21 protein-coding genes and 1 other RNA gene are annotated in these 19,165 nt (G+C 49.9%); 9 read left to right on the plus strand and 13 right to left on the minus strand.

Features of this window, described 5'->3' with window-relative positions; genetic code table 11:
• Position 1: 1 nt before the first annotated feature.
• From HFP08_RS04750 to HFP08_RS04760, 3 genes are all read right to left on the minus strand, one after another.
• On the minus strand, positions 2–1,441 hold the full coding sequence (locus HFP08_RS04750) for a L,D-transpeptidase (protein ID WP_168119344.1): 1,440 nt from the start codon (positions 1,439–1,441) through the stop codon (positions 2–4).
• Between the two features lie 149 nt (positions 1,442–1,590).
• Positions 1,591–1,833 carry a ferredoxin gene (locus tag HFP08_RS04755; RefSeq protein ID WP_168119345.1) on the minus strand — a complete coding sequence of 81 codons (243 nt, stop codon included), beginning with the start codon at positions 1,831–1,833 and terminating at the stop codon, positions 1,591–1,593.
• A gap of 73 nt (positions 1,834–1,906) precedes the next feature.
• On the minus strand, positions 1,907–3,196 hold the full coding sequence (locus HFP08_RS04760) for a DNA polymerase IV (RefSeq protein WP_168119346.1): 1,290 nt from the start codon (positions 3,194–3,196) through the stop codon (positions 1,907–1,909).
• Positions 3,197–3,416: 220 nt separating this feature from the next.
• On the opposite strand from HFP08_RS04760, the gene cimA reads away from it, so the two are divergent.
• Positions 3,417–5,030: a citramalate synthase gene (gene cimA, locus HFP08_RS04765; protein WP_168119347.1), complete on the plus strand. Its 1,614-nt coding sequence runs from the start codon at positions 3,417–3,419 to the stop codon at positions 5,028–5,030.
• Between the two features lie 78 nt (positions 5,031–5,108).
• Here the strand turns inward: cimA and HFP08_RS04770 are convergent, their stop codons facing one another.
• Complete coding sequence (locus HFP08_RS04770; protein WP_168119348.1) at positions 5,109–5,654, minus strand: TlpA family protein disulfide reductase; 546 nt, start codon at positions 5,652–5,654, stop codon at positions 5,109–5,111.
• A 131-nt stretch (positions 5,655–5,785) separates the two neighbouring features.
• Between HFP08_RS04770 and HFP08_RS04775 the strand changes: the two genes are divergently transcribed.
• Positions 5,786–6,994: an MFS transporter gene (locus tag HFP08_RS04775; protein WP_240941078.1), complete on the plus strand. Its 1,209-nt coding sequence runs from the start codon at positions 5,786–5,788 to the stop codon at positions 6,992–6,994.
• 66 nt (positions 6,995–7,060) lie between these two features.
• On the plus strand, positions 7,061–7,489 hold the full coding sequence (locus HFP08_RS04780; protein ID WP_168119349.1) for a M67 family metallopeptidase: 429 nt from the start codon (positions 7,061–7,063) through the stop codon (positions 7,487–7,489).
• Here the strand turns inward: HFP08_RS04780 and HFP08_RS04785 are convergent.
• Both HFP08_RS04785 and HFP08_RS04790 read right to left on the minus strand, forming a co-directional pair.
• Positions 7,475–8,209 (minus strand): 3'-5' exonuclease, encoded by a 735-nt coding sequence (locus tag HFP08_RS04785; RefSeq protein WP_168119350.1) that lies wholly within the window; start codon positions 8,207–8,209, stop codon positions 7,475–7,477. The two genes, HFP08_RS04780 and HFP08_RS04785, sit on opposite strands and share 15 nt — an antisense overlap.
• Positions 8,210–8,229: 20 nt before the next feature.
• Positions 8,230–9,165, minus strand: a complete 936-nt coding sequence (locus HFP08_RS04790) for a DUF294 nucleotidyltransferase-like domain-containing protein (RefSeq protein ID WP_240941097.1) — start codon at positions 9,163–9,165, stop codon at positions 8,230–8,232.
• On the opposite strand from HFP08_RS04790, the gene HFP08_RS29165 reads away from it, so the two are divergent.
• Positions 9,085–9,273 carry a hypothetical protein gene (locus HFP08_RS29165; RefSeq protein ID WP_240941103.1) on the plus strand — a complete coding sequence of 63 codons (189 nt, stop codon included), beginning with the start codon at positions 9,085–9,087 and terminating at the stop codon, positions 9,271–9,273. The genes HFP08_RS04790 and HFP08_RS29165 overlap by 81 nt on opposite strands.
• Positions 9,274–9,343: 70 nt before the next feature.
• Here HFP08_RS29165 and HFP08_RS04795 read toward each other — a convergent pair whose 3' ends face one another.
• Positions 9,344–10,714, minus strand: a complete 1,371-nt coding sequence (locus tag HFP08_RS04795) for an ammonium transporter (protein WP_168119351.1) — start codon at positions 10,712–10,714, stop codon at positions 9,344–9,346.
• Between the two features lie 337 nt (positions 10,715–11,051).
• On the opposite strand from HFP08_RS04795, the gene HFP08_RS04800 reads away from it, so the two are divergent.
• Positions 11,052–11,513, plus strand: a complete 462-nt coding sequence (locus HFP08_RS04800) for a MerR family transcriptional regulator (RefSeq protein ID WP_240941079.1) — start codon at positions 11,052–11,054, stop codon at positions 11,511–11,513.
• 35 nt (positions 11,514–11,548) lie between these two features.
• Positions 11,549–12,214 (plus strand): zinc metallopeptidase, encoded by a 666-nt coding sequence (locus tag HFP08_RS04805; RefSeq protein ID WP_168119352.1) that lies wholly within the window; start codon positions 11,549–11,551, stop codon positions 12,212–12,214.
• A 79-nt stretch (positions 12,215–12,293) separates the two neighbouring features.
• Here the strand turns inward: HFP08_RS04805 and gltC are convergent, their stop codons facing one another.
• The gene (gltC, locus tag HFP08_RS04810; protein WP_168119353.1) at positions 12,294–13,196 is read right to left on the minus strand and encodes a glutamate biosynthesis transcriptional regulator GltC; all 903 of its coding nucleotides are present in this window, start codon (positions 13,194–13,196) and stop codon (positions 12,294–12,296) included.
• 38 nt (positions 13,197–13,234) lie between these two features.
• Entirely contained in the window at positions 13,235–13,876 is a 642-nt protein-coding gene (locus HFP08_RS04815) for a rhomboid family intramembrane serine protease (RefSeq protein WP_240941081.1), read from the minus strand.
• Positions 13,877–13,984: 108 nt separating this feature from the next.
• Here HFP08_RS04815 and tpx point away from each other — a divergent pair, with 108 nt between their 5' ends.
• The gene (gene tpx, locus HFP08_RS04820) at positions 13,985–14,503 is read left to right on the plus strand and encodes a thiol peroxidase (protein ID WP_168119354.1); all 519 of its coding nucleotides are present in this window, start codon (positions 13,985–13,987) and stop codon (positions 14,501–14,503) included.
• Positions 14,504–14,571: 68 nt separating this feature from the next.
• Here the strand turns inward: tpx and HFP08_RS04825 are convergent, their stop codons facing one another.
• The 3 genes from HFP08_RS04825 to HFP08_RS04835 all read right to left on the minus strand — a co-directional run bounded on the left by HFP08_RS04825 (position 14,572) and on the right by HFP08_RS04835 (position 16,103).
• Positions 14,572–14,958, minus strand: a complete 387-nt coding sequence (locus tag HFP08_RS04825) for a DUF1499 domain-containing protein (protein ID WP_240941084.1) — start codon at positions 14,956–14,958, stop codon at positions 14,572–14,574.
• Positions 14,959–15,071: 113 nt separating this feature from the next.
• Positions 15,072–15,253, minus strand: a non-coding RNA gene (gene ssrS, locus HFP08_RS04830) — 6S RNA.
• Between the two features lie 49 nt (positions 15,254–15,302).
• Entirely contained in the window at positions 15,303–16,103 is an 801-nt protein-coding gene (locus HFP08_RS04835) for a YesL family protein (protein ID WP_168119356.1), read from the minus strand.
• Between the two features lie 178 nt (positions 16,104–16,281).
• Here HFP08_RS04835 and HFP08_RS04840 point away from each other — a divergent pair, with 178 nt between their 5' ends.
• The gene (locus tag HFP08_RS04840) at positions 16,282–16,377 is read left to right on the plus strand and encodes a sporulation protein YjcZ (RefSeq protein WP_168119357.1); all 96 of its coding nucleotides are present in this window, start codon (positions 16,282–16,284) and stop codon (positions 16,375–16,377) included.
• Between the two features lie 78 nt (positions 16,378–16,455).
• On the opposite strand, the gene cshA is transcribed toward HFP08_RS04840, so the two are convergent.
• Positions 16,456–18,039: a degradosome RNA helicase CshA gene (gene cshA / locus HFP08_RS04845; RefSeq protein WP_168119358.1), complete on the minus strand. Its 1,584-nt coding sequence runs from the start codon at positions 18,037–18,039 to the stop codon at positions 16,456–16,458.
• 186 nt (positions 18,040–18,225) lie between these two features.
• Here cshA and HFP08_RS04850 point away from each other — a divergent pair, with 186 nt between their 5' ends.
• The gene (locus HFP08_RS04850; protein WP_168119482.1) at positions 18,226–19,029 is read left to right on the plus strand and encodes a YitT family protein; all 804 of its coding nucleotides are present in this window, start codon (positions 18,226–18,228) and stop codon (positions 19,027–19,029) included.
• Positions 19,030–19,165: the final 136 nt, after the last annotated feature.

The following is a 19,165-nucleotide window of genomic DNA, read 5'->3' on the forward strand; positions in this document are numbered from 1 at the left end:
GTCACGATAACCATTCATATTTCTTATCGGGATTGGTTTCATTCTGCTGCGGCTCGAGCCGAAATCGGCTGGGAGCCGGCTTCGCCGGGAATGGAATCATTCCTTTTTTTATGATTACCTTCGTTCCGAGAGGCACCATATCGAACAGTTCTTCCACATCCCCCCGCTTCATTCGGATGCAGCCCAGCGACTCATCCTTGAGGATGCTGTCCTCCTTGTCCGTTCCATGAATCGCATAGAGCGTATTCGACAGCGTCATGCCGCGCGAGCCGAACACCCCTTGATCGGAACCGTTAGGATTACGCACCTTCTCGCTGATCGAGAACGTACCTGTAGGCGTTCGATCTCCTCCAAGCCCGACTTTATAGCTTCGAATAACAAGGAGATTGTGCACAACGGACAGAGTATGGGCCTCGGTGTCGACGACAATCTGAATCGGATCCGGCCAACCCTCTTCAATCAAGCCGTTTGTTCCCATGCTTTTTGCATTGAAATCGCTGCCGCCGGCAGTTCCCACTTCTTCCTTTCCCGCATTATCGCTAGTCGCTTTTCCCCCCTTCACCGCTGTCTGCTCGCTTTTCTCGATGTTTTGTTCATATTCCTTCAAGGCTTGAAGCAGGCGAGGGAACATCTCACGCATCCCTTTTCCTTCTCCCGCCAAAACATTATTCGGATAAGGCTGTATCAAATCCTTAAGCCGCACTGGCCATTTTTGGAATAATTCGCGATAATGATAGATGGCGCTCGATAGAGTCCAGTGCATTTCCTGTTGTTTCTTCCAAGTCTGAAACGTCTCGTTCATGGCCGGCAATGATGACGGCTCGCACAGACAAAGCTCCGGCGACAGCAATTCAACCTGGAGAGGCGATCGACTTCCGTTAGATGCGATGGAGGCCAGAAGCCGCTCGTCGCTGTTCCAATCGAGCCAATTGTCCGATCGCTTCAGTTCCGCGGCAATCAGCACCCGCGGCTTTAGCTTCGAGAATATCTGCAAAGCTTGCTCGATCGGCGCGTTCTCTTCCTTTGACAGCAGCAGAACGCCAAGCGGCGCTTGCTTCTCCGAGATGCCGCTCGCTCCTCCCACCGTCGCTGCTTCTTTCGTTTCAGCAGCATCCTCTACCCGCTTTGCCGCCTGCAGCGGCAAGAGAAACGCGAGCAGGAGCATCGGCAATAAGATGAAGAGCGTTTTGCGCAGAAGCTTTCGCTTCTTTTGCTCCAGATCCCACTTCATCAGCAGCTCCAAGCCCTGTTTTTCCGCCAGCGGATGACTTTCTTGCTCGTACGCTTCGTACACATCTCCGGATTGAATGAAGCAATAGTTGGCTTTAGCTTCCTTTCCTTCCTTCAAATAATAACGACCTAACAGATACCAGCCCATCTTATTGTCCGGATGCTGGTTAACGAATCGTTTCAGATACAGCTCTTCCTCCAGCTTCTCCACAATGCATCCCCCATCGCCGTTCGAATCTTCTTTTCTTCTATATCGGCTGGAGAGACTATTTCGTCAAGACAGGCGAAGAAATATTCAAAACAAAAAACCCTTCCGTATTTCACGGAAAGGGCTTCGAGTTGCCGTTATACTGTACAGGATTAGCCGGCCGCGTTAAACGGGTCGTCGGCAATTTTGATGGAATCCGTCGGACATCCGTCGCAAGCATCCTGCAAATCGTCATACATATCTTCAGGAATTTCCGTGTTACCTTTGTTGCCGTCGCCGTCAAAGATAACTTCAGCCAATCCCTCATCGTCATAATCGTAAATATCCGGTGCGGTTGCGCCGCATGCGCCGCATGCAATGCAAGTATCTTTCTCTACCCATGTGAACTTTGCCATGGTATTCCCTCCTTATAAATACGGAATAATCCCGTTATTTCTATACTATGAAATCAGATGCAGCTTGGTTTCTTCACTCATCAATATATAACAAACCATCGTCCTTTTGCAAGGATGTGCCTCGAATTCGTTTGTTCCTGATTAAAGTGGAAGGATCATCGCCCAGCATGCCTGCCGTAAGCACCGCGTCTTCTCCGAATTTATCGCGAAGCGCGTCCATAGCTTTAATCAGCGCTTCCTTCTTCGGCTGCTCCTCATAGTCGAACAAATCCAATTGCATCGGCGTTTCGTCCAGCGGCGTCAAGTTCTGCAGCGTTACGCCCAGCAGGCGGATCGGAGCGCCCTCAGGCCAATGCTTGCTGAACAGCTTGCGAGCTTCCCTGTTAATGTCCTCGGCGGACTGCGTAGGAGCGGGCAATGTATGCGACCGGGTAATCGTGGTCATGTCCGGCCTGCGAATCGTAATCTGCACGGTCGAAGCGACAAGCTTCTGTCTGCGCAGCCTCCGCCCCGTTTGATCGGATAAATTAAGCAATATGCGGAATACTTCCTCGCGCTCCGTCACATCCTGCGGCAGCGTCGTCGTATGGCCGATCGATTTGTTTGCTTCGCGGTTCGGATTTACTTCCCCATGGTCAATGCCGTGCGCTGCCGCTCTCATCCACGCGCCGACCGTGCCAAAATGCTTGATCAGCATTCTTTCGTCCGCCATTGCCAACTGGCCGATCGTTTCGATTCGCAGCTTCAGCAGCTTTTCCGCCGTCTTCCTTCCGATGCCAAACAGCATACCGCAGGGCTTATCCCACAACAAGCCAGGCACATCTCTCAGTCTGAGCACGGTAAGACCGTTTGGCTTTTTCATATCCGAAGCCATCTTGGCCAGCAGCTTGTTCGGAGCGAGTCCGATTGAGCAAGGCAGCTGCCATTCTGTTCGAATTCTTTGCTGAAGCGTCCGGGATATTTCCAATGGAGTGCCAAGTAATTTGGAGCCCGTTATATCCATGTAGCATTCATCGATTGAAACCGTCTCCACCATGTCCGTGAATTGTCTGGCAATCGAGAGAAAGCCTCTTGAATATTTTCTGTACAGTTCGAAATCAGGCTTGATCAGCATCAGCTCCGGGCATAGCTTGAGCGCTTGACGAACCTGCATGCCGGTCTTGATTCCGCGCGCTCTGGCCGTATAAGAGCAAGTGACGATGATGCCTTTGCGCAGCTCGACGCTGCCCGACACGGCGGTTGGTTTTCCACTATATGTTTCAGGTTGCTCCGCCTCGTGAACCGAGCAATAGAAGGCGTTCATATCGAGGTGAATAATAACCCTCCCCTTCGCCGGATAATGCTCCTGCACATTGCCGCTCATCCTTATTCACCGCCTTGCTTCTATTGATAAATATTCACGATTGGTTGTACGATCTCTTTTCATCAGCATATAATTAGGCATAGAGCAAGTCAACCTTTGCTATTCGACAAGCTTTCGATAGATTTTTCATCTTTTCCTATCTACTTTAAAGAGATAAAATGTTATAATGATTCATTATGATTTGTTAATGGTCATCAAGTGAAGGAGGCGCTATTCAAAAATGTCCGCAAATATCTCCATTTTCGATACAACGTTGCGTGACGGCACACAAGGCGAAGGAATCAGCCTGTCGGCAGACGATAAGCTAAAGATCGCTCAGAAGCTGGATGCTCTGGGGGTTGCATATATTGAAGGCGGAAATCCCGGCAGCAACAATAAAGATATCGAGTTTTTCAAACGGGTGAAGTCGCTGAAGCTCCGAGCCAAAATTACCGCTTTCGGCAGCACGCGCCGCAAGAACAGCCAGGCAGACCAGGATGCCAGCCTGCTTCGCATTATTGAATCCGGCGTGCCCGCCGCTACTTTAGTCGGCAAAGCATGGGATTTTCATGTGCACACGGCGCTTCAGACAACGCTGGAGGAAAATCTGGCGATGATTTTCGATTCCTTCGCTCTGCTCAAAAGTCGCGGTATGGAAGCGATGTACGATGCCGAGCATTTCTTTGACGGCTACAAGAATAATCCAGAGTATGCGCTTGCGGCTTTGCGCAAGGCGCAGGAAGGCGGAGCGGATTGGCTTGTGCTTTGCGATACGAATGGCGGCACTCTTCCAGGCGAAATTCACGAAATCGTGACGAGAGTGCGCGAGGAATTAACGACCCCGATTGGCATTCATACTCATAATGATTGCGAGCTTGCGGTCGCCAATTCCCTTGCGGCGGTTCAAGCGGGAGCGAGACAGGTGCAGGGTACGATCAACGGCTACGGCGAACGTTGCGGCAACGCGAATCTCTGCTCAATTATTCCCAACCTGCAGCTCAAGCTGAACTATCAATGCCTCGACGAGGAGCAGCTTCGCAATCTGACCGGAACGGCCCGTTATATTAGCGAAATCGCCAATGTGCATATGCCTGTCGGTCAAGCTTATGTCGGCAATGCCGCATTCGCGCATAAGGGCGGTATTCACGTATCCGCCATTATGAAGGACGCCAAAACGTACGAGCATATCGCGCCGGAGCTCGTCGGCAACAAGCAGCGCATTCTGGTCTCCGAGTTGGCAGGCCAAAGCAACATTATATCGAAGGCCGCTCAGCTTGGCCTCGACGTGAACACGAACAACGAGAAGACCAAGATGATTATGGAGCAGATCAAGGATCTGGAGCATCAAGGCTATCAATTCGAAGGCGCCGACGCCTCGCTCGAGCTTCTCCTTCGCGCCGCCTTCACCGAAAGCAAGGAATTGTTCAAAGTGGAATCGTTCAAAATGCATGTAGAGAAGTCAAGCAGCGAGATGATCTCCGAGGCGATCGTGAAAATTAATGTGGATGGTCAGCAGGTTTATACTGCCGCCGAGGGGAACGGACCTGTCAACGCGCTTGACAATGCGTTGCGGAAAGCTCTTATCAGCTTCTACCCGCAAATCGAAGACATCCATTTGTCCGATTACAAGGTTCGCGTCATCGACGAGAAGGATGCGACTGCCGCCAAGGTACGCGTTCTTATCGAATCGACCGGCCTCGACAATACGTGGAGCACGGTCGGCGTTTCCAGCAATGTTATTGAAGCCAGCTGGGAGGCTCTGCTTGACAGCTTCAGGTACGCGCTGCTTCATATGGATAAGGTGGAAGGCTCGACGCAAGAAGCCTCGGAACGTCTCGGGCTGTTGAACCACTGATTTGTTCCGCAACAGAGGGTGCTGCCCGCAGCGAAAGCCGCGGACAGCACCCTCTCTTTCATGGCTCGAATTTCGAATTCATGCCCATTTCTCGATCATTCTCTGCCATTCCTCGTACGTTATGACGCCGTTCACCCGTTCTCTGATGATTCCTTCTGAATCAATGACGAAGGTGGTCGGGAAGGCGTTCACCTTATACGCTTTCGTAATATTTCCATCCCGATCCATTAGAATCGGAAAGGTAAAGCCCTGCTCTTCTACAAATTCTCTGGCGGAACGTTCCTTGTCAAAATTAGTCGCGTTGACGCCATATAACGCAATTCGATCTCCATATTGAGTATAGAGCTTCTGCAGGTCGGGCGCTTCGAGCTCGCAGGGTCCGCACCAGGATGCCCAGAAATTGACGAGCGTCAGCTTCTCGCCCTCGCCCCCGACGGCATAGGTCTCATCGCCAAGCCCCGGCAACTCAAAGCTCAGAGACTTCGAGCCTGCCTTCGGCTTGAATTCCACGCTAGAGTCCGCAGCAGCTTCTGTGACGGAATCCGAACCATTCTGCGTATATTGATAAATGGCAAGGCCGGCAAAAACAAATGCAAGAACAAATAAAATCATCGTTTTCTTCATGCTGTCCCTTCCTTCTCCGGGAAATTCATCTTCTCCCCATCGTATCATGCGTAGTATGGAAGCTCAAGCAGCGGGGCAGATTAGCCATAAAACCGTCACGAAATTGATGACGTCGAAGGAGGCCGAACGGCTTGGCTCAGTCACAATCAAAATGGCTTCAGTACGCCGCATTCGCTACCGTTCCTCTGGTGCTCGTGCTTGGCAATTCCATGCTTGTTCCCATCCTGCCCGATATGCAAAAGGCGATGAATCTCTCCAAGCTGCAGTCGAGTATGGTCATTACTTTATTCTCGGTTACGGCGGCGGTGTTCATACCTTTGATCGGTTATCTCTCCGATCGGATGAAGCGCAAGGCCGTCATCTTGCCAGCGCTCGCCATTTACGGCGCAGCAGGCATTATGTCGGCAATGGGAGCGATCTGGGACTCCTACACCGTTCTTATTATCTCCAGAGCGGTGCAGGGCCTTGCAGCGGCCGGAACGGCTCCAATTGCCATGGCGCTTGTCGGAGATTTGTACAAGGACGGCGAAGAAAGCGAGGCACTGGGTTTGATCGAAGCCGCGAATGGCTCAGGAAAGGTTATTAGTCCTATTCTAGGCTCGCTCCTTGGTCTTTGGACATGGTATGCTCCTTTTTTCGCCTTTCCTTTATTTTGCGCAGGAGCCTTCGTTGCTGTCCTGTTCCTGATCAAGGAGCCGCCTCACAAGGCGAAGCCGTTGCCGCTGAAGGAATATCTGTCCGGAATGAAGGACATTTACAGCAAAAATGGGAAATGGCTCATTACCGCCTATTGCGCCGGTTCTCTGGGATTATTCATATTATTCGGTCTTCTTGTCTATCTGTCCGACATGGCCGAGAAGCCTCCGCTCGGCATTAAAGGCGTTGCCAAAGGCGGCTTGCTCGCTATCCCTTTACTAGGACTTGTCATTACCGCCTTTCTAACCGGCAGGGGCATCAAGAAGAACGGTCATTTAATGAAGAAGCTGATGGTTATCGGATTATGCATGATTACGCTCTTCCTGATAGCCGCTTCGATCTGGCACAGCAGCTTTGCTCTGCTTATCAGCTTTATTACGGTCAGCAGCATAGGAACCGGTCTTGTGCTTCCTTGCTTGAACACGCTCATTACGGGCTCGGTTGATCGTACCCATCGGGGCATGGTCACCTCTTTGTACAACAGCTTGCGCTTTCTCGGCGTCGCCGCGGGACCGCCGCTCTTCGGCTGGCTGGCCGACCTTTCCGTTACGTGGCTGTTCATCTTTCTCAGCGCGCTAAGCGCAGCGGTGCTGATCACCGTCGCCGCGTTTATCCATCCGCCTAAGAAACAGGCAAAGACTTGAGCTTGCTTCTATCCTGAGTATAATAAGGAGTATCCGCTAATCCCTAAAGCTTAGGAGGCAAGATTCATGCAGCAATCCATTCGTCAAGAGCTCATTCGAAGAAGCGTCTATGAGGAGCTTATCGCAATTTGCACGGCAGGATTGCCTAGCGAAGTATGCGGCATTCTTATTCGCAACCGCGATTCGGAAATGATCGACGAAGTGCTGCCTATTCAGAATGTGCATCACACGCCTTTGGATTCCTTCGCTTTCGATCCTGTAGAATGGACCCAAGCTTACTTCAACATGCAGAAAAACCGACAATCTCTTGTCGGTTTTTTCCACTCCCATCCACGGTCCGAAGCGGTTCCCTCTATGCGCGATGGAGCCGGATTCCTGCCCTTGTCCACTCTATCCTACTGGATTATCTCTCTACAGGATCGCAAACATCCGGTTGCACAGCCTTACCGATATGCGAACGATACATTCCAACCAACCTCGCTAGTGCTTGCTTAGATAGGCGTACAGATCGCCCAAGGTCGTAATATTCCGGTCCAGAATGCGAGCCAGATACCGCTGCCAGAGCTTTGCCGTCATTAACGAATCCTGCAACGCATGATGCCTGCCGATAATCGGAATGCCGCAGCTCTCCAGCAATTCATCCAGGCCATAGCCATTTCTCTGCGGCTCGAGCCACTTCGCAATCATCATGGTGTCTAGGATACGATGATTCAGACTTACCTTGGAGGTTCGCCACAAAGCAACGTTAAGAAATTGCTTATCATGGCCGGAAGCATGCGCGATAAGCAATCTTCGGCCGATAAACGCCATGAAATCATGAAGCACGGACATAAGATCCGGCGCATCTTGAACCATCTCGTTCGTAATGCCGGTTAACTCAACTATCGCTCTCGGAATCAGTCTTTTCGGATTAACCAGGCTATAGAAGGTCTCATCCTCCATAATCCTGCCATCCTTCATGACGACAGCACCGAACGATATTATCTCGTCTCCGTTATTCGGATTAAAGCCGGTTGTCTCCAGATCGAATACAACGATTTCAAGCTCTCTCAGCGGAGTCTCAAGCAGGGATTGCTTACGTTGCTCGCGATTGGCATTGCGAATGAATGCCATTTGCTGCGCGTTTTGCGAGCCAAGAATTGAAGCGATGGCAGGCGTAACTCCTCCCATTTTGTATAAGCTCCACATACGACCGACGCCTTTTTGTTCTTTCATTCACTTTCCACCGCCTCACCTTACATAAGCTTTCCCATGACTTGTTTGTAGACCGCTCTTTGAAGCTTCTTGCCGGCTTTCAAGCTGCTTTTCAGTTCGTCGGTCATTTCCTTCGACAACTTGCTGCTGTGCAGCTTTCCATTGTTGGCATATATGCCATCCTCATATTGCTCCGTGGTCATTAGACGCAATCGCAGCAGGAAGCGGAAAGCTTGCTCATAGCTCTCTTTGTCCTCCATCTGCAGCAAACCGAGCTCCTCCAGCTTTCTCATTCTGTCTAGCGTGGAGGTTTCACGAATATTGGCCTGAATGGCCATCATCCGAATGGAATTGACCATCGGGATATAGGCGCCGTATTTAATATCCAGACTTCCTGCATCCTCGCCGTACCGTTCCTTGAGCAATTGTCCGAACACGCCGACAAGCACTTTATGTCTCATCGTATTCTCAATCATCCGTTTGAGAATAACAGGATGATTCAGCGTATCAATGTAGAACATGTCCTTCAGATGGCGGAATAATGCCTCATCTCCGTACACGCAGCGAGCATCCGCAATGATGAGCAAGTAGCGAACGGCTTCCCAGGCCGGCTCCCGAAACCATCCATCAAGCTTTGCTTCCCATTCCGTTACGGACTGGCACCAATCCGGATTATCGCTGAGCACTTTGCCTTCGCATGGCGGGTACCCGATCTTAATCAAATTTTGTACAATTTGCTTACATAGCTCGAGGAAATAAGCTTTAACGTTTTCCTCTCTGCCTACCGCATCCATATAGATGATGCCGCTGTCTTGATCACTGGACAAAGTCTGCTCTTTCCTGCCACCGCTGCCGAACAATAAATAAGCATATGGCACGGGGGGAGAACCTCTCCCTTGCCGTGCCATTTCGTTTTCCGAGAGTTCAATCGCTCGTCGTATGACAGCATCATGAGTCTCATTCAGTTCATTATTCAATTGTTCGACCGGACGAATGTGGAGAAGAGCTTCCATCTGCTTGTGGATGAGATCTCGCAAGCTTCGCAGTTCATCAATTTCATCAGCCGAGCTGATCCTGTTGATTAGCTGCGAACGCATCCCGTCATTCACGCTTCGCCCTCTCCCTTCGGTCAGCCGTACCTTTATCGATTCAGCATTAGCCTTGAATACTTTGTCCTTTTTTCATTTGCTCAGGATAGCCGTAAGCGCCGTGTTCGCTAAGATCAAGACCAACGATCTCTTGTTCTTCAGTAACGCGGAAGCCCATGATCATCTTCATAAGTCCAAGCACGATGAAGGATGCAATAAGCACGAAAGCCCCGCAAATGACTACAGATTCAATTTGAACCCAGAGCTGCTTGAAGCTGCCTGTGTCGATTAGTCCGCCTTCGCCTACGCCTACCTTTTCAGCTAGAACTTGAGTAGCGAAGATGCCGTTGGCCAGCGTGCCCCAGATACCAGCAGTGCCATGAACGGAAAGCGCGTAGATTGGATCGTCCACTTTGATTTTCTCGAAAAATTTGGCGCTGTAGAATACCAATACGCCCGCTACCAGACCAATCACTACCGCAGCCCACGGATCTACGAATGCGCAAGAAGCCGTAATGGCGACAAGACCGGCAAGCGTACCGTTCAGCATAGTCGTAATATCGGCTTTGCCTGTTACCGCCCATGAAATGAGAAGTGCGGCCACACCGCCTGCACCGGCGCCAAGCATTGTCGTAAAGCCTACATAAGCGAAGAATCCGTCGCCTACCGCAACTGTCGAACCCGCATTAAAGCCGAACCAGCCAACCCAAAGAATAAGTACGGATAGTGCTGTAAACACCTGATTGTGACCGGAAATTTCATTAGCGGAACCATCTTTGTTAAATTTACCGATACGAGGCTTAAGCAGCACTGTTGCCGCGAACGCTGCAAGAGCGCCGGATAAGTGAACAACTGTCGAACCCGCAAAATCCTGCGCGCCGTCCTCGGCCAGGAAGCCGCCGCCCCAAATCATGTGAGCCACTACCGGATAAATAATACCGATAAAGAAGATCGTGAAAAGAATATAGGATGAAAGCTTGGCGCGTTCTGCGAAGCCGCCCCATGCAATGGACAGCGAAACCGCCGCAAATGCAAGTTGGAACAAGAAGAATACGGAAACCGGGAACGAATCGCCATCAACTGCAGAAGTAGCAGGATTATAGAAAAAGTCTCCCCAGCCAAGAACATTGCTTAATGCGCTGTCTGCATTTTCGCCGCCGAATGCAACTCCATAGCCTACCGCCCAGTAAATTAAAGCCGCAAGCGCAACTGTAAAGATTGTTTTGCCTGCTACATGACCAGCATTTTTCATTCGAGTAGAACCTGTTTCAAGAAGAATAAAACCGCCTTGCATAAGAAGAACCAAGATAAAAGCAAGCATGATCCAAATCGAGTTCAACCCCATGTCCAGCGTCGCTCCGGATGGATCCTCTGCGAAAGCCACCACCGGAAACAAGATTGTCATTAACCCTAGTGCCAGAAACGTCTTCTTAATCAATACGACCACTCCTTTAATGTAATGTTTCTTAACATATGACGAAAGACTTAATGTCATTATAGTCAGTATAGTCGAATTTGACAATAACCTTTTTCAATTTTTATAAAAAAAATCTAACGTTCGGCATCAAAGCTGACACGAACGTTAAGAATTAAGTCCATTTTAGCAAAAATCATCTCCAAAGCTCACCCGATTCTTCGCATTTCAGGCACTTCTCTCCTCTTCTGCCCTCGACGCACACGTCTAGTTCTATTGTCGCGCAGCAATCGATCGAAGGAATAAGCATAACGTTTGACTGTATGGTTGCTTTGCTATTATCATTACTATATAGAAGTAAATGAAAAGGACGGTGAAGAAGATGGTTGCTTCTCAATTATTCCGGATCGGCGAATTATCCAAGTTAGCAAACATCAGCTCACGCACAATCGACTATTACACCTCGATTGGACTTATCGAACCCGTGAAGCGCTCGGAGAAAAATTATCGACTGTACGGACTTGAAACCTTAGAGCGCCTGATGCGTATTGAAGAATTGAAAAAAGACAAATATACATTAGAAGAGATCAAGGAAAACTTGGACAGCTGGAGCAAGATTACTTCCGAGGAGAAAATCACCCTGAAGCTGACTGAAATTCAGCAGCATCTTTCTCAGCTGGAACGGGAGGTTAAAGAGCTGGAGCCTGTTATTGAGCAGTTGAAGCCGCGACAGGCCAATCGATTGTACACGAGAATAATGCCGCAAACGGCAGCATGCGTCGAAGCATTAATGCTGCTTATGAACAAGAGCAACCTCTTGTAATGGCGAGAATACAAAATACGCTGGAGGAATGACACATGTATTTCATACTCATTATTGCCGCATTCGGCTTGACCATCTGGGCGCAATTCCGAGTGAAGGGCACGTTCAAGAAATGGGCGCAGGTACCTGCATACAGCGGCATGACCGGACAACAAGCCGCAAGACGAATGCTCGACAACAATGGCTTGCATCATATCCCGATCGAGCCGGTCGCCGGTACATTGACAGATCATTACGATCCGATTCACAAGGTGGTCAGACTGTCGGAGCCCGTCTATTACGAAAGATCCATCTCGGCCATATCGGTCGCCTGTCATGAATGCGGACATGCGATCCAGCATTCAGTTCATTATCCGTTTTTGGTCGCAAGATCCAGGATGTTTCCGTTAGTGAACTTCGTTTCCGGTATCGCCCCATTCTTGTTAATTGCTGGAATACTAATGAGTCAATTCAATCTAATTGGTCTTGGCATTATCTTCTTCTCCGTCGTTGTCGCCTTCCAATTGATTACGCTGCCTGTTGAATTCAACGCCAGCAATCGCGCGCGCGACATCATGGTAGCGGAAGGCTTTATTACGAATGACGAGGAGCGCGGCGTGGCAAAGGTTCTTAACGCAGCTGCCCTCACCTATGTCGCTGCAGCATTGCTTTCGCTAATGGAGCTGCTTCGTTACATCTCCATCTTCAATTCAAGGGATTAATATCGAACAACAATAGCCCGGCTTTGGTTGCAAAGACCAAAGCCGGGCTATTGTTTCGCGCGGAAATGAAGGGAGAAGGCTAAACCCCATTTATTTTATCCTGGAAATAACGAAGAAGAAAGGCATGGAATACTTTCGCAACTAACGGCAGCTTCTCGTTGCTGCGGTGAATAAGCCCGATCGTCCGCGTCACGGCAGGCTCGCTGATGCGGACCTTAACCGGCTGCAGCGGCCCCATATCATATAACGCGAGCTCAGGAAGGAGGCTGACGCCCATGCCGGCGGCCACTAAGCCCCGTATCGTCTCCGTCTCCTCTCCCTCGAAGCCAATGCGCGGAGAGAAGCCGGCCGTTTGACACGCGTCCCATACGATAGGCCGCAATGAATAACCTTCACTGAACAGTACGAAGGTTTCATCCTGCAGCTGACTGAGCGCAATGGACGCTTCCTTCGACAGCGGATGTCCCGGCGGAACAATGGCATAGAGCTCTTCCGTCAGAAGAATTTCTCCGCATACCTGTTCATTTTCGTTGGGAAATGGAGATATGAAAGCGAGATCAATTTCGCCCTTCGTCAAATCGCGAATTAGCGACGGATACATACCTTGCTTGAATCGAAACTTCACATTCGGATGTATTTTGCGGAAGGATGCCACCACTTGCGGAATCAGGGATATGCCCAAGCTGTGAGGAAAGCCGAGCCGAATCTCCCCTTTCTCCGGATCAAGAAATTCATGAATCTCCGTTACCGTACGCTCCAGATCCCCCAGAATCACCTCTGCCCGCTTCAGAAATAATTGGCCGACAGGCGTTAACTGAAGGTTTCTTCCCTTCTGAACGAACAGCTTGACGCCAAGTTCCTCCTCGAGCTGGTGAATCTGTCTGCTGACGGCGGATTGCGCGACATGCAGCTCCTCCGCCGCTTGCGTGACATGCTCTTTCCTTGCTACTTTCACAAAATAATAAAGCTGACGAAGTTCCATTCTATGCGCTCTCTCCTGTACTTTACCTTATTCTATCGCTAATGCCCCGATCTCCAAGCCTTCTTGCGTTCCACAACGACATACAGCAGAAACCCGGTCAACGCACCGCCGACATGTCCCCAGACATCTACCTGTGGAGTCAGGAATGAATATACAACACCAAATGCCAATATAATATAAACCGTCTTGCGCGAGCTTGCATCCAGCAAGGACTTCCGCAACAGCGCGATGAACAGATACGCGCCATAAACGCCGTAGATCGCTCCGGAAGCGCCAACAGACAGATGATACTCATCGCCCTTCAATACCGCAACCGCAGCGGCGAGCAGATTCCCGCCAACGCCGCAAAGCATATATAGGATAAGATATCTTGTTGTTCTTAGCAAATATTCAAGCGGCGGCGCGAATACGAGCAAAGCAAACATGTTGAAGAACAGGTGATTCAAGCTCGCATGCATGAATAATGAACTGATGTATCTCCACGGCTCCTCCATGCCGAAAGGATCAATCCCCGGCACTGTCAGAAATCCGCCCATGCGAACCGCCGTTTCGCCGTCGTTCGGATCGCCATTAAGCGCAATAATGATGAAATAGATGACATTAAGCGCAATCAAGACAACCGTTCCCGGATAAGCGCGCAAATAGCCGCGAAAGCTTTCGTAACGCAAAAACAGCATCATTCGAACCCCCTTGCAAGTTCATTCGCCAATTATTGGACAACGCCAATTCAATATGATTATAATTATAGTCGTATTGAACAAAACCATACTCGAGGAGGAATTATCATTATGGCACAAGAACGCACAGGCGTTGCTACGCTGAAAGGCAACCCCATCACACTCGTAGGTCCTGAACTTAAAGCAGGCGACAAAGCACCATCCTTCTCCATCAACAAATCATTGACAGAAACGGCAACGCTTTCGGATTATTCCGGCAAGATCAAACTCATCAGCGTTGTTCCATCCATCGATACCGGCGTATGCGACGCGCAAACCCGCCGTTTCAACGAAGCTGCCGCCGGTCTTGGCGACAATGTTGTCATCTTGACCGTTAGCGTGGACACGCCATTCGCGCAATCCCGCTGGTGCGGAGCAGCAGGCGTAGACAAGGTCGTTATGTTGTCTGATTACAAAGCAAACAGCTTCGGCGAAGCCTACGGCGTTCTTATTAAGGAGCTGGCGCTGGACATGAGAGCGATCTTCGTAATCGACGCGAATGACACCATCCAGTATGTCGAGTATCTGTCCGAGATGACGGAGCATCCGAATTACGAGAAAGCCATTGAAGCGGCCAAATCGCTCGTCTAAAACAAAATCAGGCATGACCGCAAACAAAGCGAGTGAAGGATATCCTTCCTCGCTTTGTTATGTATAAGCTATTTAACTTTATACGCCGTAAGCTTCTTGTCCAAGGTGCGATACAAGTCGATAATCACTCTATAATTAGAGCCGAGGTCGCCGAACGACCCGCGAGATGCGGAATAAATATCAACCGCTGACAAAACCGGGTTGACGTTGATGACAGAAACCGTAATGTCCATCGTTCTTCCAAATGCTGTTCGCTTCTCGAGCACAATCTCTCCAACCGATTGCACTTCATGCAACACCTTATAGCCTTGCATTTTCTTCAGAGTCGATACCACTTCTTCCCATGCCTTCTCTTTCGAAAGCTTGTAGAAATGTGATTTCAGCACTGGATCCTTAGCTCTGTCGCCCGTCAATTCATGACTGCGTATCAGGCCAATTAAGGTCCGCTTCAACAACAACGATCTCCCCCTCATTCGTCTGTATACATTACCTACAATGATAACATGTTTTCGAATATGAAAAAAGAGCTTTCGCCGGATTTCACCGAACAATCGCTCTTTGCGCTTAAGAGGAACCCGCCTATGCCGTCCGACTCACATGTTCCGAACCCGCTCTCGCAGGTGGGTGTCCGCAACAATGCTTTTGAGGTCCCCTTTCGAGGGCATGTCAGCCGCATTGCGATTTAGGTCTCCCGGGAAACAGTCATTGGTTCAAAACAACGAAGAGCCGAGGCGAGCATCGCAGGATGTAGTGTTATTATAGACCGAAAGCGCATAAAAGTAAACGTTAAAGCCTTATGTTATTTATTGTCTTCTTTATAATCTTCCTTCAGAAGATCCTCGCGGTCCATCTCGGCCGCTTCCTCCGCCTCTTGCTCTTCCTTTTCCTTCATCTTCTCCGCTTGCTCCTGAAGCTTGACATAGATAATGTTGAAGTTCCAGAAAGCCAGGAAAGCGATGATGCTCCCCATAAAAAACGGAATAAGAAAAGTAAACTTAAACAAGCTGATATAGACGACGGCGCCGCACATAATCGCCGTCGAAAGCGATCGAATCGGCTTTCCGATCGTGATCAGCACCGCGTTCTTGATTAACTGAAACGTCTTCATGTGATAATGAACCAGCATGGAGAAGAAATTGAAAACGGATACGGCAAGCAACGCGAGAAATGCGATAAAAATATAGGACAAGATGTTCAGCTGATCCCGGTATACGATAAAATCGACAATCATAATGACAAACAAGAGCGTGTATGCAATACCGCCCAGCATGCTTTGCAAATAATTCTCTTTATAACCGCGGAAGAAGGTTTTGAACAGCGCGACATCGCTTTCGCCCGTTACCCATTTCCTTGCAACCGTAAACATAGCCGCCGTCGCGGGAAAGAGCGTGAACGGCGCAAGCACCGCCATAATAATGAGCGTGGAATAAACGGCGCTCATCATCTCTTCTTCCGTTCCCGATCCGTTGGACAGCAGCAGGGTAAAGCCAAAAAAAACAAAAGGAATGGAGCAGATGATCCATAATAAATTGATTACCGCCAATCGCATAATCCATTCGGAGATTTTGTAAAATCCCCCCATAATCCCTCTCGGTTCCATCAGCTCTGCCTCCAAATATATAGTAGCGATTTTATTCTTTGATGATGTTATGTTGCAGATAAACGGGACAATTGACCGCCCAATTTCACAGGAATAGGCCCGCGTCTAATCCCATTCGCCCTCCCGGCATAGGATATATAGTGTTCACCCATATAAGGATTAAAAGGAGGCCTACAATATGAGCAATGCAGGACATGGTTTGTATACGTCCACCGGTGCGATTCTAGTCCTATTCATCCTTCTGGTCATCATCTCGAAAACCATTCTTTATTAATTCAACCGAATGAATGAAGAAGAAAAAAGATTGGGGAGGTCCGAATGCCCGTCAGGCATTACGGACTTCCCCGTTTTCTCACTTATTCACATAATCATCCGATGAACTCTTCGGTCGACGGTTGTCGCCGCGTCCTTCGTTGTTGCGAGGCCTGTCGCTATTATAGCCGCCGCTGCTGCTGCGATTGCCGCCATAGCCGCCGCGATTGCTGCCGTAGCCGGAGCGCCGGTTCTCATCGCGTCCGCGATACCCGCCGCCGCTGCGATTGCCGCCATAGGACGAGCCGCCGCTGCGATTGAAAGGACGTCCGTTCGAGCGAATGTCCGGTCTGCGCTTCTTCGCGCGAAGCGGCTCTTCCGGCGTCAATTCGATGTCGACATTCTTCTTCTCGCCTGTAATCAGCTTGATCGCCGATGCCAGAAGCTCCACCGAATCATACTGCTCGAGCAATTGAATGGCAATTGGCTTATACTCGGAGAAATCCTCGTTCTGAACGATTTCGAGCACGCGCTCCGCCGTGATGCGCTGCTTGCCTTCAATGGCTTCCGCAATGCTGGGAAGCGGTTTTCTGCTCATGCGCTGACGCGTAATGCGTTCGATGAAGTGAAGATGATCAAGCTCGCGCGGCGTTACGAACGACCAAGCCGTTCCTTCCTTGCCCGCCCGTCCGGTACGGCCGATGCGATGTACATAGCTCTCCGGATCCTGCGGAAGGTCGAAATTGATAACATGCGTTACGCCCGATACATCGAGTCCGCGTGCCGCAACATCCGTCGCCACCAGCACATCGATGCTTCCGTCGCGGAATTTGCGCATCACATTGTCGCGCTGGTTCTGCGAGAGATCGCCATGCAGGCCATCAGCGGAATAGCCGCGCTTCTGAAGCGCTTCGCTCAGCTCGTCGACGCGACGCTTCGTGCGTCCGAAGATGATCGCAAGTTCTGGAGACTCCATATCAAGAAGCCTGCTTAACGCCTCGAACTTCTGACGTTCGTGAACCTCAATGTAAGATTGCTCGATCGACGGCGCCGTAACCTGCTTCGGAATAACCGAAACATGCTCGGGCTCCTTCAGGAATTGCTGGGCAAGCCGCTGAATGTTCACCGGCATGGTCGCCGAGAACAACATCGTTTGACGTTCTTCCGGAACCAGCTTCAGAATATTCTGGATATCCTCCATGAAGCCCATATCCAGCATTTCGTCCGCTTCGTCGAGAACAACGGTCTGCACATCCTCAAGACGGATCGTCTTGCGATTAATGTGGTCGAGCAGGCGTCCCGGCGTACCGATAATAATCTGCGGTCTCTTCTTCAGCGCGCGGATTTGGCGTCCGATTTCCTGGCCGCCGTAGATTGGCAATGAACGAAGTCCTTTGTACCTTGTCAGCTTCCCGATCTCATCCGCGACTTGAATCGCAAGCTCGCGGGTTGGCGTCATTATGAGGGCAACGATACGATCCTCGCTCGTCGGAATTTTGTTAATGAGCGGAATTCCGAATGCCGCTGTCTTTCCAGTTCCTGTCTGTGCTTGGCCGATCAGGTCCTTGCCTGTCAATGCCACCGGTATTGATTTGTCTTGAATGGGTGTCGACTCCTCGAACCCAAGCTCCGTAATTGCTTGCAACACTTTCGGTTCCAAGCCAAATTCAGCAAATGTTTTCAAACTTTTCTCAAACTCCTTCTATCTACAGCCTACTTAAGAATATCCAAACCATTATAGCACAAGTATCTATGTGAATACCAGTTAAGCTTGGAAAGCCATACTATTTCATGAACCTGCAGAGCAATCATACATAGGAGTGAATGCCATTTGAACGCAAAAGAAAAACGTTATTTCCTTACCTTGCCGATGATGACGCTTGGCTCGCTGCTTGTCGCAACGGGCTTCAACACGCTGCTGATTCCGCATCAGCTCTTAAGCGGAGGCTTGTCCGGCGTGTCCATGATGCTCGGCTATATTACCGGCGGCAACATCGCCGTTTTGTATTTGCTGCTCAATATGCCCGTTCTCATCTGGGGTTGGTTCTCGATCGGACGGCACTTCATTGTCTGGAGCATCTATTCCGTGCTCTGCGCGACCTTGTTTCTGAAGCTCGTTCCCGTCACCCATGTAGCAAACGATATTTTGCTCGGCGCCGTGTTTGGCGGCATTCTCATTGGCTTCGGCAGCGGGCTCGCGCTTCGGTTCGGAGGCTCCTCCGGAGGCTTCGACATCATCGCCTCCATCATTACCCGAAGACGGGACCTGCCGATCGGCATGATCATCTTCCTTATGAACGGCATGGTCATCGGCATCCTTATATTAGCCACAAAAAATTGGGATTTGGCGCTGTATTCCCTCGTTGCGATTTTTACCGCCGGAAAAGTAGTAGATCTTGTGCATGTGAAGCATATTAAGGTAACCGCCTTTATTATTACGACCAAGACGGAGGAACTGCTGACAAGGCTGCTGACCCATCCCCGGGGCATTACGATTCTGAAGACAAGAGGAGCGTACTCTTCGGGCGAGAAGGACATGCTGATGACGGTCAGAACCAAATACGAGCTCGCCGAGCTCAACAAATCCATAAGAGCCATCGATCCGCACGCATTCATCAACATCGTGGAAACCGTCGGAGTCGTCGGCGATTTCAGAAAGCAGAGCCCAACCTGATTTTCGTCTATGCGCATATGCGGATTTTGCCATTCCTCCCTATGTTTTTGAAGCGGTTCCTGTTATAATGTGTATATCCCGCTTCTTTACTTTTTTCACGCCATAAAGATTTCCCTTCTAAACATTTTTCGGCTTG

Source organism: Paenibacillus sp. HB172176 (assembly GCF_011947265.1).
In the GTDB taxonomy this organism is placed as follows: domain Bacteria; phylum Bacillota; class Bacilli; order Paenibacillales; family Paenibacillaceae; genus Pristimantibacillus.